Raw genomic sequence first — 13,675 nt, forward strand, 5'->3', positions numbered from 1 at the left:
CAGTGCGCCGGGCGGTTTTTTTTCGTCGGACGGCGGCGCCGGTGCCGTGCGCCGCCGGGCAGCCGCCGCGCCGGACGGCTACCAGCTGTACCGGTAGCCGACCTGTCCGACGATCCCGCGCCGGTACGATCCGCCGATGTTGCGCGCGTACTTCGCGTTCGCGTACAGCTCGCCCGACTTGCCGAAGCCGGCGGTCACGCCGATGCCGAGTTCGTACCAGGTGCGGCCCAGGTGCGTCGCGAACGGCGTGCCGCCGACGACGGTCTGGCCCGGCGACAGGAAGTCGTGCAGCACGTCGGCCGTGAAGTACGGCGTCGCGGCGCCGCCGCCGGCGCTCGACTCGAGGTTCGGCCGGAAGATGCGCACGCCGACGCGGCCGCGCAGCGCGTTGCTCGTCGTGCCCGATACGGCCGACACGTTGTCGCTGAACCCGTTGAGCTTCACGTACTGGTACATCAGCTGCGCCTGCGGCTCGACCGCGATCGGCGTGCCGCCGATCGCGAACGGCTTGCCGACCTCCTGCGACAGCGCGACGCCGAAGCCGTTCTGCGACGCTTCGTTGCCGTAGCTGTCGCGATAGCGGTTGCCGTAGTGCGTGACCTGGCCGACGCTGTCGAAGTACGTGCCGTCGGGCAGGTACTTCGTCCAGTAGCCGCCGAGGCTCTGCGCATGCATCTGCACCGAGCCGGTCGAGGTCGACAGGTCCGGCGTGTCGGCGCGCGCGAGATCGGTGAAGCTCGCGTTCGACGTGCCGATGGTCGCGGTCACGCCCGCGTGCGTGCTGCCGCCGTTGGGCGTCTGGTCGAGCGTCCAGTCCTTGCCGAGCTGCGCGAAGAAGGTGCGCTCGTCGGCGGCGAAGCGGCCCGCATTCGCATCGAGACTCTGGCCGCCGATGCGCCCCCACACGCCGTCGCGGTTGCCGGGCTGCTGCTTCTCGAGGTTGTAGATGTCGCCGACGCGCTCGTGCAGCTTGCCGAGCGTCGAGAAGCCGTAGTCGACGTTGAGCAGCGGCGTCAGCGCATAGCCCGAGACGCCCGGGCGATAGGCGAGGGCGCCGCCGTTGCCGCTGCCGGACGGGCCGACCGGATCGCCCGGGTCGGTCGGGTCGAGCTGCGAGCGCAGATACCAGCCGTTCGCGTCGCCCTGGCCGCCGCGGTAGAGCCGGTACTCGTACGCACCGGCCTGCACCGGGCCCGCGAGATGGAACGCCGACGCGGTGGTCGTGCCGCCGTTGGCCGTGACGACCACCGGAATCCCGTCGCCGGTCGTCTGCGCGCCGGTGCCGGCCGTGTTGGCGATCTTCAGGCCGGTCGTGCCGCGCGCGGCACCGCCGTCGACGATCACGCGATCGGTCGGCGACGCGTCGGCGCCGAGGAACGTGTTCAGCGCGATCGTGCCGCCGTTGCCGACGTAGCTGCCGGTCGTCAGCGTCTTGTAGCTGCCGCTCAGCGCCGGCGAGCCGGTCGGTGCGGCGACCGCGACCGTGCCCGCGTTCGTCAGGCTGCTCAGCACCGAGCTCGCCGTCATGTTCCAGGTGCTCGTGCCGTCGACCGTCAGTGCGACCGGATCGATCCGGCCGGTCAGCGTCGTGCGCTGGGTCAGGAACACGCTGCCGGTGCTGGATGCGTCGGAGACGATGTCGCCGGTCAGGTTCACGGCCGATGCGCTGAAGCTCGTGTGGCTGCCGTTCGACAGGTCCAGCAGCGTGCCGTTGCCGGTCGTCACGACCGTGCCGTTGCGCACTGCGATGTCGGCGGCGCCGCCGCGCGCGGCGAACGCCGGGCCGCCGGTCGACGTCACGCTGCCGCCGTCGACGAGCACCGAACTCGTCGCGCCGGTCGCGAGCGTGTCGGAGGTCAGCACGCCGGCCGTCGCGCCCTTGAGCGTCGTTCCCGTCAGCGCGAGCGCGCCGCCGCTGTCCGCGGTCGCGCCATGGCCGGCCGCGCTCGAAATCGACGAGCCCGTATCGGCGATGCGGCCGCCGTTCTGCGTGACGAGGCCGTCGGCGGCGGCGCCGGCCGTGCCGAGCTTCGTGCCCGACAACAGTGCCGTCGCGCCGCTGCCGACGACGAGCGCGGCCGCGCCGGCGCCGGTTGTCGCGACGGTCGTGCCGCTGGCCGCGAGCGTCGAATCCGCGCCCGACACGACCATGCCGCGCGCGCCGTCGCCGGAGGTTCGCACCTGCGTAGCGGCATCGGTCGAGATCCGCGCGCCGGCGCCGCTCGACGACAGGCCGTCGGCGCCCGCGCCGGTCGTGCCGATCTGCGTGCCCGACAGCGCGATCGTCGTGCGGGCGCCGAGGTTGTCGATGCCCTTGCCGGAGCCGCCGACCGCGATCGACGTCGCGCCGGCCGCGATTCCGCCGTCCGACACGGTCGAGTCGATCAGCACGCCGTCGGCGCTGCCGTTCGCGACGACGCTGCCTGCGCCCGACAGTGCGACCGACGCACCGGCGCCCGTCAGGTGCACGCCGGCGACGCCGTCGTCGGCCTCGATCGAGCCCGTGTTGGTCAGCGTCGCCGACGCGCCCTGCACGAGTGCGCCGGTGCCGTCGGACACGCGGATCGTCGAGGCGTTGTTCACCGTGCCCTGCGTGCCGACCACCACGCCGGTCGAGCCGGCGCCGGTCAGCAGCACGGTGTTGCGGTTCTCGAGCGTGCCGAGGTTCCGGGCGACGAAGCCCGTCACGCCCGCGGTCGACGACGTGACGGCGGCCTCGTTGGTCAGCTGCGTCGCGACCGGCGCACCGGCATTCGCGCCGGACAGGTCGTGCGGCTGGCCGTCGACGACGCCCGCGATCGCGCCGGCCGCATTCAGGTTGATCGTCGCGCCTGCGTCGATCGTGCCGGTCGCACCGCCCTCGACCGCGACGGCGATGCCGTTCGCGCCGTTGACGTTGTAGACCGCGTCGCCCGTCGACAGCGTGGTGCCGGCGTCGGTCGCGAGCACGCCGCGCGCGTGCTGGCCGTCGACGTTGGTCGTCAGCGTGCCGGCCGTCGATGCGCCCGTATAGGCCGCGCCGCCCGCGACGCGGAACAGCGTCGAATCGTCGGTGCCGACCGTGAGGTTCTGCGCGGCCACGTTGATCTTCGAGCCGGCGCCGTACGCGTAGAAGCCGATCTGGTTCGTGCCCGACACGAAGTTCGGTACCGCGTTGGCGCCGACGTCGATGGTCGCGCCGGCGCGCGCGTGTACGCCGATCGCGCCGTTGCCCGTCAGGTTCAGCGCGCCGTCGAGCCGGGCCGTCGCGTTCGGCCCTTCGGCCCACACGCCGTAGTTGCGCATGTCCGACGCCGGATCGAGCGCGCCGGCCACGTCGATCGTGCCGGTCGAGGTCGCGGACGTCGCCGTCGCGCCGTTGCCGACGACCATGATGCCGATCCCGTTCACGCCGTTCAGCGTGATGGTGCCGGTGTTGGTCACGGTCGCGCCGCTGTTGGCGGCCAGCATGCCGACGTTGGCGAGCGGCGTGCCCGGCGCCGCGCCGTTGACGGCGATCGTGCCGGCGTTGGTCAGCGTGCCGGCGGTCGAGCCGATGCTCGCCATCGCGGCGCCGTTCTGCGTCTGCGAGCCGATCACGATCGTGCCGAGGTTGCTCGCGGTGCCGGACTGGCCGAGCAGCACGCCGTACGCATGCGCGGACAGCGCGACGTCGTTCGCGGCTTCCGGCGCCGCGCCGTCGTACTGCGCGGCGCGGCCGAGATAGATCGTGCCGCCGGCCTCGTTCGTGAAGCTGCCGCCGGCGACGAGCCCGCCGATCACCTGGCTGTCGAGCGTGGTCGCGTTGACGCCGACGTTGATCGTGCCGGCGTTCGACGCGGCCGCGCCGCCCGTCACGGCCACCGCGTAGCTCTGCAGGTCCGGGCGGTCGCCATTCAGCGTCCAGGCGCCGACGTTCATCACGCCGTTGTTGACGAAGGTCGTGCCCTTGCCGTTCGCGTAGACGCCGAAGCCCTCGGTGTACGCGCCGAAGCCGAAGTTGTCGGGCGCTGCGCTGCCGCCCGTGTTGAAGTTGTCGCCGGCCGCGTAGCCAGCGGAGATCGCGCCGTTGTTGACGCCGCTCGCGCCGCTCAGCAGGCGGACCAGCGTGAAGTCGCCCGACAGGCTGCCGTCGTTGACGAAATGCGCGCCGTTTTCCGCGAGCACGGCCGAACTCGACTCGATCGTGTTGGTGCCGCGAAAATCGATCTGGCCACCCGTGCCGATATGCAGCGTGGCGTTTGCGCCGGTGCCGTGCATGACCGACAGGTGGTCGATCGGCAGCGCGTTCTTGTCGCCCGCGGACACGTCGTTCGCATACTGGAAGGTTTCCGGCGAGATCGTGACGGCCTGGCCGAACGCGCTGTCGTAGGCGGCCTGCGAGCCGAGCGCGCCGCTCTGGATCGAGCGCACCAGGAAGTCGTTGTACGCGGCGAGCGACGCGGCGTCGGTGACGGTCCAGGTGCTGCCGTCGAAGGCGGTGAAGGTGCCGGCGTAGGTCGGCACGTCGAGCTGGATGCTGCCGACCGGGCCGCCGTTCGCGAGATAGTCGCCGGTGGTGAACCAGACCTGGTTGCGCGAATTCCAGTTGACGACGCTCGGCGCCGCACCGGTGCCGTCCGCGAAGGTCAGGTCGGTCTGCTTGGCCGCCATCGTGATCGCGTTGCCGGCCGCCGACGGCGCATTCGCCGGATTGCCGATCGACACGTCGAGCGTGCCGCCGCCGTTTGCGACCGTGCCGATGCGCGTGTTCACGTACTGGTTGCCGTTCACGTCGTGATAGACGGGCACGTCGACCGAGCCCGCGTTCGACGCGGCGAATTCGGACGAGTTGTAGGTCGCGATCGACGTATGCGCGCCGGTGATCGAGTCGGGCGTGCTGACGCTCTGCGTCTTGCCGCCGAGCGACAGTTGCGGCTGGCCCGGGTCGCCCGACACGGTCGACGTGCTGCCGAGCGGCGCCATCGTGTAGCCCGCGTCGCCGGTGGCGCCTGTCCATGCGCCGGTGACGCCGATCCTGTCGCCGCCCGAGACGGTCGCGGCGCCGGCCAGGTTGTCGTTGGCGACCGGCCCGTAGCCGCCGATCGCGCAGGCGCCGCCGGTCGCGACCGGCGCGCCGTTGCCGCAGCTCGACGCGTACGCGGCGCCGGAGGACAGCGCGGTCAAGGTGGTCAAGGTGGTCAACGCGACGCCCAGCGCGGCGACGCGCAGTCGCGGCCGGCAGGCGGCGGCCGGCGTGACGATGCTGCCTGCGCCGGACCGGCTGCCCGAACGCTTGCCGCGTGCCCGCGAGGTTTCCGCCACCGCGACCCAGCACCCGGAGGTCTCGCTCCATATCGATCGAAATGAGTGATTCACGACATGCCCCTTTTCTTCTTTTGAAGTGATATTCACCGCGATACGGTGAAAGCGCGTTCCGCGGTGAATCAATATCCGGAATGGACATGCGGCGACCGTGGCGGTATTTCGCGCCAGTCGCATTTCGCTACACCGAGGATGAGGGGAGTCTACTGACTGTGCGAGCGATCGATTATCAAAAAAATCAAAATCGTGGCGTTAATGCCGATTCAATCCGGTATTTCTGGAATGTGTGATCGTGCGAACCGAAAGCCTTGGTGGGCAATGGTTTGGCGGGGATTGTGCGGTGGTGCGGGGAATTGCCGGATTGGTGGTGTGGCGCACGGTTCGGCAAATTTCGACGCGTTAAAATGTGGTTTCGGGATTATATTATTTTGGCGGTTTGCGATTTTTTGTTTCGCACATGGATTATTTTTCGCCTGAAAATTAATAAAATCAAGCGAATATTGCGGCGCGGCGCGCTGATTTTATGGATTGTGGTCCGGATCAAACGAAAGCGGGCGGTGCAGCGGATTGTCGGCCGCGAAATGCGGCGCTCGGGAGGGCAGGAACGGCGCGCGACGGGCGCGCGCCGCGTTCAGAAATCGATCGCGTCGTCGGCGTCCGCGTCGGCGCCTTCCGCGAGCGCGGCACGGCGCGTGTCGCACGGTGCGGATGCGGACGGATCGAGCGACGGGTTGCGCAGCTTCTCGAGCACGCGCTCCGGCACCGGAATCTGCATACGCGCCGCGACGTCGCCGCACTGGAACATGATCAGCTCGCCGGGCTCGAACGCGGTCCAGACTTCGTTGTCGGTGAGCGGCTGGGTCGCGATCACCGCGACGCGATCCTCGGGCGTCGTGTATTTCGCGAAGTCGATCGACAGGTCCTCGTCGACCAGATGCGCGGTCGAGAACGGCCAGCGGCGCACCAGGTAGTGCAGCCGCGTCGAGCAGTGCGCGAACAGCGCCTGGCCGTTCGACATCAGGAAGTTGAACACGCCGTGATCGGTGATCCCGCGCGTCAGCTCGCCGACGCGCTCGAACAGCTCCGGCAGCGGCGGCTGCGCGCCCGGGAACGCCTCGCGCAGCCCCTGCATCAGCACGCAGAACGCCTGCTCGCTGTCGGTCGTGCCGACCGGGTGATAGACGCTGCCTTCGAGGTCGGGTTCGTAGTCCTGCAGATCGCCGTTATGCGCGAAGATCCAGTGCCGGCCCCACAGCTCGCGCATGAACGGATGGCTGTTCTCGAGCAGGATGTGCCCCTGCGTGGCCTTGCGGATGTGCGCGATCGTGTTCTTCGACTTGATCGGGTAGCGCTTCACCATTTCGGCGATCGGCGACGTCGCCGAGGCCTGCTGGTCGATGAACAGGCGGCAGGCCTTGTCTTCGAAGAAGGCGATTCCCCAGCCGTCGGCGTGGTGATCGGTGAGCCCGCCCCGGGCCGCGAAACCTGTGAAGGAGAATGTGACGTCCGTCGGCGCGGCGCAGTTCATTCCTAGGAGTTGGCACATTTTACTTGGGGCGGCTGGTCGAAGCGGGGTAACGAACCGGGTGAACCCCGGTACAATGCGGGTTCTAGCATATCACCGAGCCCGGAGCGGTAAAAAGCGGATTCCGCCGGCCGAAGGCCCCGTGTTGCGGTTTGCCGTCAGTCGGCCCGCGCACGCGCGTTCCGGCCCCGCCGATCGTCCGCCCGTTCCAGCCCGTTCCTCACGACGCCTCCTATGACTGCCTCGAACGCTACCTCTCCGGCGACGCTGTCGCTCGCCCGTCCCGACGACCTGCACCTGCATCTGCGGGACGGCGACATGCTGGCCGCCGTGCTGCCGCATACCGCGCGCCAGTTCGCCCGCGCGATCGTCATGCCGAACCTGAAGCCGCCGGTGACGACCACCGCGCATGCGCAGGCCTATCGCGAGCGGATCCTCGCCGCGCTGCCGGCCGGCATGGCGTTCGAGCCGCTGATGACGCTGTACCTGACCGACAACACGTCGCCCGACGAAATCCGCCGCGCGAGAGAGAGCGGCTTCGTGCACGGCGTGAAGCTGTATCCGGCCGGCGCGACGACGAACTCCGACCACGGCGTCAGTGATCTCGCGAAGTGCGCGAAGGCGCTCGAAGCGATGCAGGAAGCCGGCATGCCGCTGCTCGTGCACGGTGAGGTGACCGATCCGGCGGTCGACATGTTCGATCGCGAGAAGGTCTTCATCGACCGCGTGATGACGCCGCTGCGCCGCGATTTCCCGGGCCTGAAGGTCGTGTTCGAGCACATCACGACGAAGGACGCCGCCGACTACGTGCGCGACGCCGACGCGGCGCCGGGCCTGCTCGGCGCGACGATCACGCCGCAGCATCTGCTGTACAGCCGCAACGCGCTGTTCGTCGGCGGGATTCGTCCGCATTACTACTGCCTGCCGGTGCTGAAGCGCGAGACGCATCGCGTCGCGCTGGTCGAAGCGGCGACCTCGGGCAATCCACGCTTCTTCCTCGGCACCGACAGCGCGCCGCACGCGCGCGACGCGAAGGAAACCGCCTGCGGCTGCGCGGGCTGCTATACGGCGCTGCACGCGCTCGAGCTGTATGCGGAAGCGTTCGACCAGGCCGGCGCGCTCGACAAGCTGGAAAACTTCGCGAGCCGCTTCGGCGCCGATTTCTACGGGCTGCCGCACAGCACCGAGACGATCACGCTGCGCCGCGAAACCTGGGAGCTGCCGCGCGAGGTCTTCGCGGGCGATACGCCGGTCGTGCCGCTGCGCGCCGGCGAGACGCTCGGCTGGAAACTCGCGTGAGCGGCGCGCCGCCGCGTGACGCCGGCCATGCGGCCGGCGGCGGGGCGGCGGATTTCGCGCGGATCGACTGGTCCGCGCCCTGGCTGGCCGGCTATGTGCAGCCGGGCCGCGCCGTGCAGGCGGCCGCGCTGGCCGGCGACGCCGCGATGCTCGATGCGCTGAACGGCGCACCCGGCGCACTCGCCGACGGCGCGCGCGTCAGCGGCCGCGGCAAGCCGCTGCGTTTCGTGCCGCAGGCCGAACTGCCGCCCGGCGTGGCCTACGAGACCCATATCGCCGCCACCGGCGGCGTGCCGACCCGGCACAACCTCCACGATTTCTTCAACGCGCTGGTCTGGTTCGCGTATCCGCGCATCAAGGCCGCGCTGAACGCGCGCCAGTCCGCGGCGATCGACGCGGCCGGCGGCATTGGGCCCGTGCGCGGCCCGTTGCGCGACGCGCTGACGCTGTTCGACGAGAATGCGGCGCTGTTCGTGACCGCCGATCGCGCGCTCGCCGACGCGCTGCGCGGCTTCGACTGGCAGCGGCTGCTGGTGGCCGCGCGCGACGCGTGGGGCGCGCGCTGCGAGGTGCGGCTCGTCGGCCATGCGCTGCTCGAGAAGCTCGTTGCGCCTTACAAGTCCTGCACCGCGCACGCGTGGATCGTCGAAGTGAGCGCAGACTATTTTTCGTGGCCCGACGCGCGCCGCGCCGCGCATGTCGACGCGCAGGTCGCCGCCGAGCTTGCGGCGCGCGAGCTGACGAGCCGCGATTTCTCGCCGCTGCCGGTGCTCGGCGTGCCGGGCTGGTGGGCGGCGAACGCCGACCCGGCGTTCTACGCGGATCCGGCCGTATTCCGCAGCGGCCGCCGCACGCGCGCTGCCGGCGGCGGCGCGCAGTGCTAGAATGCGCGTCGCAAAGCAGGCCAGGCAGTCGCGGCCTCGCCGCCTTCGGGCAGGCGGGGGCGAGGAAAGTCCGGACTCCACAGGGCAGGGTGATGGCTAACGGCCATCCGTGGCGACACGCGGAACAGGGCAACAGAAAGCAAACCGCCGATGGCCCGGCGCAAGCCGGGATCAGGTAAGGGTGAAACGGTGCGGTAAGAGCGCACCGCGGCGACGGCGACGTTCGCCGGCACGGTAACCTCCACCCGGAGCAATTCCAAGTAGGCAGGCGCGCATCTTCGGATGCAGGACGGGGCCCCCGTCTCGTCTGCGGGTAGGAAGCTTGAGCGCGTCAGCAATGGCGCGCCTAGAGGAATGGCTGCCACGCGCGGCGCGCTTCGGCGTGCAGCGTGCACAGAATCCGGCTTATCGGCCTGCTTTGCCGCTCGAATACACGAAGGGCCGGCGCTCCGCGAAGAGCGTCGGCCCTTTTTTCATGCGCGCCGTCGACTCAGGCGGCGACGATGTCGAACGAATGCGTGAGTTCGGCCGTCTTCGCGATCATGATCGACGCGGAACAGTACTTGTCGTGCGACAGGTTGATCGCGCGCTCGACCGTGGCCGGGTTCAGGTTGCGGCCCGTGACGGTGAAGTGGAAGTGGACCTTGGTGAACACCTTAGGATCTTCGCTGGCGCGCTCGGCCTTCAGCGTGACCGAACAGCCGGTGACGTCCTGGCGGCTCTTCTTCAGGATCAGCACGACGTCGTACGCGGTGCAGCCGCCGGTGCCGACCAGCACCATTTCCATCGGACGCGGCGCGAGGTTGTGACCGCCGCCCTCGGGCGCGCCGTCCATTGCGACGAGGTGGCCGCTTCCGGTCTGGGCGGAAAACGCCATGCCGTCCTGACCCATCCAGCTTACTTTGCATTCCATGCTTGCGCTCCAGCGTTGCCTGATTCGAATTCGATCCGGCATTGTAGCCCGCCGCGCCACGCCCGGCTGATGCGGCGCAGGAGCCATGGCGCCGCACCTGCGCAGGGGCCGCGCGACCGGCCGTCGAGCGGCCATTTCCCTGCCGGGTTTAGGGGTTTTACTCTAGATGTGCGCGGTCGAAGCTGCGTCGATCCTGCTTCAGTCGATTGATTTATAAGGGGAAATCCGGATTTTCGAGTGCCGACCCGATATTTCGCATTATGGTTTGAGATTTCGTAATGCAAATTTTCTTGTGAAGTCGGCGACGCGTTCGTATAATGCGTCTCATTGGTTGTCGCGCTGCGGCAACCTCCGAATGTCTCCTCCACCCTCCTCCTAAGGTGGATTAAGCCCGAACCAGCCGTTCGGGCTTTTTTTCGTCCCGTGCAAGCATCGGCGCGCAGCTTGCGCGCCCCGAGACCGTCACGCGGGTTGCCGCGCCGCCGGTTGCGATGCCGCGTCGGGCGGTGCGCCGCGCGGACGGGCGGCGGGTGCGGCGGCTGCCGACGCGTGGCCGTGGCCGCGCGCGCAGAAGTGGCGCACGCGTTCGCGCACCGCGCGCAGGCGGGCGATCCGGTCCTCGGCATGAGCGGCGCGGGCCTCGGCGATGCGCGCATCGAGTGCGTCGAGCTTGGCTTCGCAGCCGGTGTGGGCGACGGCGGCAGGCGCCGCGGCGGCCAGCAGCGTGGCCGCGAAGAAGGGTGCAAGTCGTTGTTTCATAAGCGTGTTTGTTGTTTTCCGCATGCGGCCGGTCGGGGCGCGGCAAGGTCATGTGTCGCGCATCGATGGGTGCCTCCCCGGGCGCTCGGTTCGCCTGGCTGGACGGGGCACGACCGGATTTTGGCCGATTTCGGGCGCGCTGGACACCGCGGCATGGATTCTCTTTGACCGCGACGCCGTATTTCCTTTATAATTCAGGGCTTTTCCGCTTTCATGCCCACGGAAAAAGAACAGGGAGAGCCTGCACCGCGCCTCGAAGCGCACTCAGACAAGCAGGAAGAACACACAGGGCAAAGCATTTTTTTTGGATCGATCATGAAGACGTTTTCCGCAAAAGCCCATGAGGTGACGCGCGAATGGTACGTGATTGACGCGACGGATAAGGTTCTCGGCCGTGTTGCCAGCGAAGTGGCACGCCGTCTGCGCGGCAAGCACAAGCCTGAGTTCACCCCGCACGTCGACACCGGTGATTTCATCATCATCATCAACGCGAGCAAGTTGAAGGTCACGGGCAACAAGACTCTGGACAAGAAGTACTACCGTCACTCGGGCTACCCGGGCGGTATCTATGAAACGACGTTCGGCAAGATGCAGGAACGCTTCCCGGGCCGCGCGCTCGAGAAGGCGGTCAAGGGCATGCTGCCGAAGGGCCCGCTCGGCTACGCGATGATCAAGAAGCTGAAGGTCTACGCAGAAGCGACGCATCCGCACTCGGCTCAACAGCCGAAGGCGCTCGAGATCTAAGGGGAGCCCACATGATCGGTAACTGGAACTACGGTACGGGCCGCCGCAAGAGCGCAGTCGCACGTGTCTTCATCAAGGCTGGCAAGGGCGACATCATCGTCAACGGCAAGCCCATCGCTGACTACTTCTCGCGCGAAACGTCGCTGATGATCGTGCGTCAACCGCTGGAACTCACGAACCACGGCCAGACGTTCGACATCAAGGTGAACGTCACGGGCGGCGGTGAAACGGGCCAGGCAGGCGCAGTGCGCCACGGCATCACCCGTGCACTGATCGACTACGATGCGACGCTGAAGCCGTCGCTGTCGAACGCAGGCTTCGTCACGCGCGATGCACGTGAAGTCGAGCGTAAGAAGGTCGGTCTGCGCAAGGCACGCCGCGCGAAGCAGTTCTCGAAGCGTTAATTTCGCTTCATGGCCGCGCCGCTTCCGGGCGGCGTCCGCCGGAAAAACCGCCAGCTTTCGCGCTGGCGGTTTTTTTATGCGCGCGCGGCGACGGCGCGGCAGCGCGCACGCTTGATGAAATCGACAAGAACCTATTGATTTCATGGACATCAGCACGATCTTCTGATCGGCCCTACAATAGCGGCTAAAGCTTTTTGGAGAGTTCGCAATGAACGCTGTTACCGAATCCGCAGCAACGACGACCGAAATGCCGGCACCGTTCGTCTTCACCGACGCCGCGGCCGACAAGGTCAAGCAACTGATCGACGAAGAGGGCAATCCCGACCTGAAGCTGCGCGTGTTCGTGCAGGGTGGCGGCTGCTCCGGCTTCCAGTATGGCTTCACGTTCGACGAGGAAGTCAACGAGGACGACACCGTGATGAACAAGAACGGCGTCCAGCTGCTGATCGACTCGATGAGCTACCAGTACCTGGTCGGCGCCGAGATCGACTACAAGGACGACCTCAACGGCGCGCAGTTCGTGATCAAGAACCCGAACGCAACGACCACCTGCGGGTGCGGTTCGTCGTTCTCGGTCTGAGCACACGACCTATCCTGCCCGGTTCGCCGGAATCAGAAACGGGGCTTCATGCCCCGTTTTTTCATGTCCGTGCGCGGCGTGGGCCGCGCCGTGTCTGTTTCAGCGCGGATAGAGCGCGCCGAGCACGCGCTCGCCGGCCGCGCCGGTGACGCTGGCGAGGTTGCCCGGCTGGCGCGCGGTGAAGCGGTACGCGAGCCACGCGAACGCGAGCGATTCGACCTGTTGCGGCGGCACGCCGAGCGCGGCCGTCGTGTCGACCGTGGCCAGCACGCCGGCATCGCGCAGCGCGTTCGCGAGCGCGGCGAGCAGCACAGGATTGCGTGCGCCGCCGCCGCACACGAACACCGCCTGGCAGTCGCGCGCATGCTGCGCGATCTCGCGCGCGACCGATACCGCGGTGAGCGCGGTCAGCGTCGCCTGCACGTCCTCGGGCGATACCTGCGCGAACGCGGCGAGCTTCGCGTCGAGCCACGCGGGATTGAACAGGTCGCGCCCCGTGCTTTTCGGCGGCGGCGCAGTGAAGTAGGGCTCGTCGAGCAGCGCGTCGAGCAGCGGCGCATGCACGCTGCCGCGCGCGGCGAACTTGCCGCCGTCGTCGTACGGCTTGCCGAGGTGGCGGCTCGCCCACGCATCGATCAGCGCATTCGCGGGGCCGCAGTCGAAGCCGCGCACGTCACCGCCTTTGCCGGGCAGGATCGTGATGTTGCTGATCCCGCCAAGATTGCAGACGACGCGCGTCTCGCCCGCCGCGCCGAACACCGTCGCGTGGAATGCCGGCGCAAGCGGCGCGCCGTGGCCGCCGGCCGCGACGTCGCGGCTGCGGAAGTCGGCGATCACGTCGATATGCGCGAGTTCGGCGAGCAGCGCCGGGTTGTTGAGCTGCCGCGTATAGCCGCGCTCGGGGCGGTGGCGCACCGTCTGGCCGTGCACGCCGATCGCGCGGACGTCGTCCGGCGACAGGCCGGCCGTGCGCTGCAATTCGTGGCAGCACACCGCGTAGCGCGCGACCAGCGCGTTCGCGGCCAGCGATTCGCGGTCGATCTCGTTGTCGCCGGGCTGCTGCAGCGCGAACAGCGCGTCGCGCAGCGACTGCGCGAAGCCGACGAACGCCTCGGCGAGCACGACCGGCGCGCGGCCGGCCTCGAAGCGCACGGCGATGCCGTCGACGCCGTCCATGCTGGTCCCCGACATCAGCCCGAAGTAGATGCCGTCGGCCGGATGGTCGGTTTGCGGATGTCGTTGCGGCACGTTGGATCCTCCTGAAGCCTGCGGCGCGGGCCGGTG

The 13,675-nt window shown here is 68.5% G+C and carries 10 protein-coding genes and 1 other RNA gene; 6 read left to right on the forward strand and 5 right to left on the reverse strand.

All coding sequences use genetic code 11. The features are described 5' to 3' along the window. Positions 1-78: 78 nt before the first annotated feature. Positions 79-5,337 (reverse strand): autotransporter outer membrane beta-barrel domain-containing protein, encoded by a 5,259-nt coding sequence (locus WS57_RS20830; protein WP_069244784.1) that lies wholly within the window; start codon positions 5,335-5,337, stop codon positions 79-81. Positions 5,338-5,914: 577 nt separating this feature from the next. Further along, the gene (locus WS57_RS20835; RefSeq protein ID WP_040126649.1) at positions 5,915-6,829 is read right to left on the reverse strand and encodes a class II glutamine amidotransferase; all 915 of its coding nucleotides are present in this window, start codon (positions 6,827-6,829) and stop codon (positions 5,915-5,917) included. A gap of 213 nt (positions 6,830-7,042) precedes the next feature. Between WS57_RS20835 and pyrC the strand changes: the two genes are divergently transcribed. The 3 genes from pyrC (at position 7,043) to rnpB (ending at position 9,415) form a co-directional block, all read left to right on the forward strand. After that, entirely contained in the window at positions 7,043-8,107 is a 1,065-nt protein-coding gene (gene pyrC / locus WS57_RS20840) for a dihydroorotase (protein WP_009687642.1), read from the forward strand. Beyond that, positions 8,104-8,991 (forward strand): DUF3025 domain-containing protein, encoded by an 888-nt coding sequence (locus tag WS57_RS20845; RefSeq protein WP_069244785.1) that lies wholly within the window; start codon positions 8,104-8,106, stop codon positions 8,989-8,991. The genes pyrC and WS57_RS20845 overlap by 4 nt, the downstream gene beginning before the upstream one ends. A gap of 12 nt (positions 8,992-9,003) precedes the next feature. Beyond that, positions 9,004-9,415: RNase P RNA component class A (gene rnpB / locus WS57_RS20850), an RNA gene on the forward strand. 66 nt (positions 9,416-9,481) lie between these two features. On the opposite strand, the gene WS57_RS20855 is transcribed toward rnpB, so the two are convergent. Both WS57_RS20855 and WS57_RS20860 read right to left on the reverse strand, forming a co-directional pair. Further along, entirely contained in the window at positions 9,482-9,946 is a 465-nt protein-coding gene (locus WS57_RS20855) for an OsmC family protein (RefSeq protein WP_080292842.1), read from the reverse strand. A gap of 420 nt (positions 9,947-10,366) precedes the next feature. Further along, positions 10,367-10,663, reverse strand: coding sequence for a DUF1090 family protein (locus WS57_RS20860; RefSeq protein WP_196482393.1), 297 nt, complete (start codon positions 10,661-10,663; stop codon positions 10,367-10,369). Positions 10,664-10,978: 315 nt separating this feature from the next. On the opposite strand from WS57_RS20860, the gene rplM reads away from it, so the two are divergent. From rplM to erpA, 3 genes are all read left to right on the forward strand, one after another. Continuing rightward, positions 10,979-11,407, forward strand: coding sequence for a 50S ribosomal protein L13 (gene rplM, locus WS57_RS20865; protein ID WP_009687896.1), 429 nt, complete (start codon positions 10,979-10,981; stop codon positions 11,405-11,407). 11 nt (positions 11,408-11,418) lie between these two features. After that, positions 11,419-11,811, forward strand: coding sequence for a 30S ribosomal protein S9 (rpsI, locus tag WS57_RS20870; RefSeq protein ID WP_009687897.1), 393 nt, complete (start codon positions 11,419-11,421; stop codon positions 11,809-11,811). A gap of 208 nt (positions 11,812-12,019) precedes the next feature. After that, positions 12,020-12,391: an iron-sulfur cluster insertion protein ErpA gene (gene erpA / locus WS57_RS20875; RefSeq protein ID WP_006401687.1), complete on the forward strand. Its 372-nt coding sequence runs from the start codon at positions 12,020-12,022 to the stop codon at positions 12,389-12,391. 99 nt (positions 12,392-12,490) lie between these two features. Here the strand turns inward: erpA and WS57_RS20880 are convergent, their stop codons facing one another. Continuing rightward, complete coding sequence (locus tag WS57_RS20880; RefSeq protein ID WP_059513113.1) at positions 12,491-13,639, reverse strand: anhydro-N-acetylmuramic acid kinase; 1,149 nt, start codon at positions 13,637-13,639, stop codon at positions 12,491-12,493. Between the last annotated feature and the right edge of the window lie 36 nt (positions 13,640-13,675).

Origin of the sequence: Burkholderia pseudomultivorans, assembly GCF_001718415.1 — a bacterium.
GTDB classification, from domain to species: Bacteria; Pseudomonadota; Gammaproteobacteria; order Burkholderiales; family Burkholderiaceae; genus Burkholderia; species Burkholderia pseudomultivorans_A.

What these genes read in the sequence shown, in the direction of transcription:
- WS57_RS20835 (WP_040126649.1), bottom strand. Translation starts at nt 6,829, where the DNA reads ATGTGCCAACTCCTAGGAATGAACTGCGCCGCGCCGACGGACGTCACA.
- WS57_RS20860 (WP_196482393.1), bottom strand. Translation starts at nt 10,663, where the DNA reads ATGAAACAACGACTTGCACCCTTCTTCGCGGCCACGCTGCTGGCCGCC.
- rpsI (WP_009687897.1), top strand. Translation starts at nt 11,419, where the DNA reads ATGATCGGTAACTGGAACTACGGTACGGGCCGCCGCAAGAGCGCAGTC.
- WS57_RS20855 (WP_080292842.1), bottom strand. Translation starts at nt 9,946, where the DNA reads ATGCCGGATCGAATTCGAATCAGGCAACGCTGGAGCGCAAGCATGGAA.
- erpA (WP_006401687.1), top strand. Translation starts at nt 12,020, where the DNA reads ATGAACGCTGTTACCGAATCCGCAGCAACGACGACCGAAATGCCGGCA.
- pyrC (WP_009687642.1), top strand. Translation starts at nt 7,043, where the DNA reads ATGACTGCCTCGAACGCTACCTCTCCGGCGACGCTGTCGCTCGCCCGT.
- rplM (WP_009687896.1), top strand. Translation starts at nt 10,979, where the DNA reads ATGAAGACGTTTTCCGCAAAAGCCCATGAGGTGACGCGCGAATGGTAC.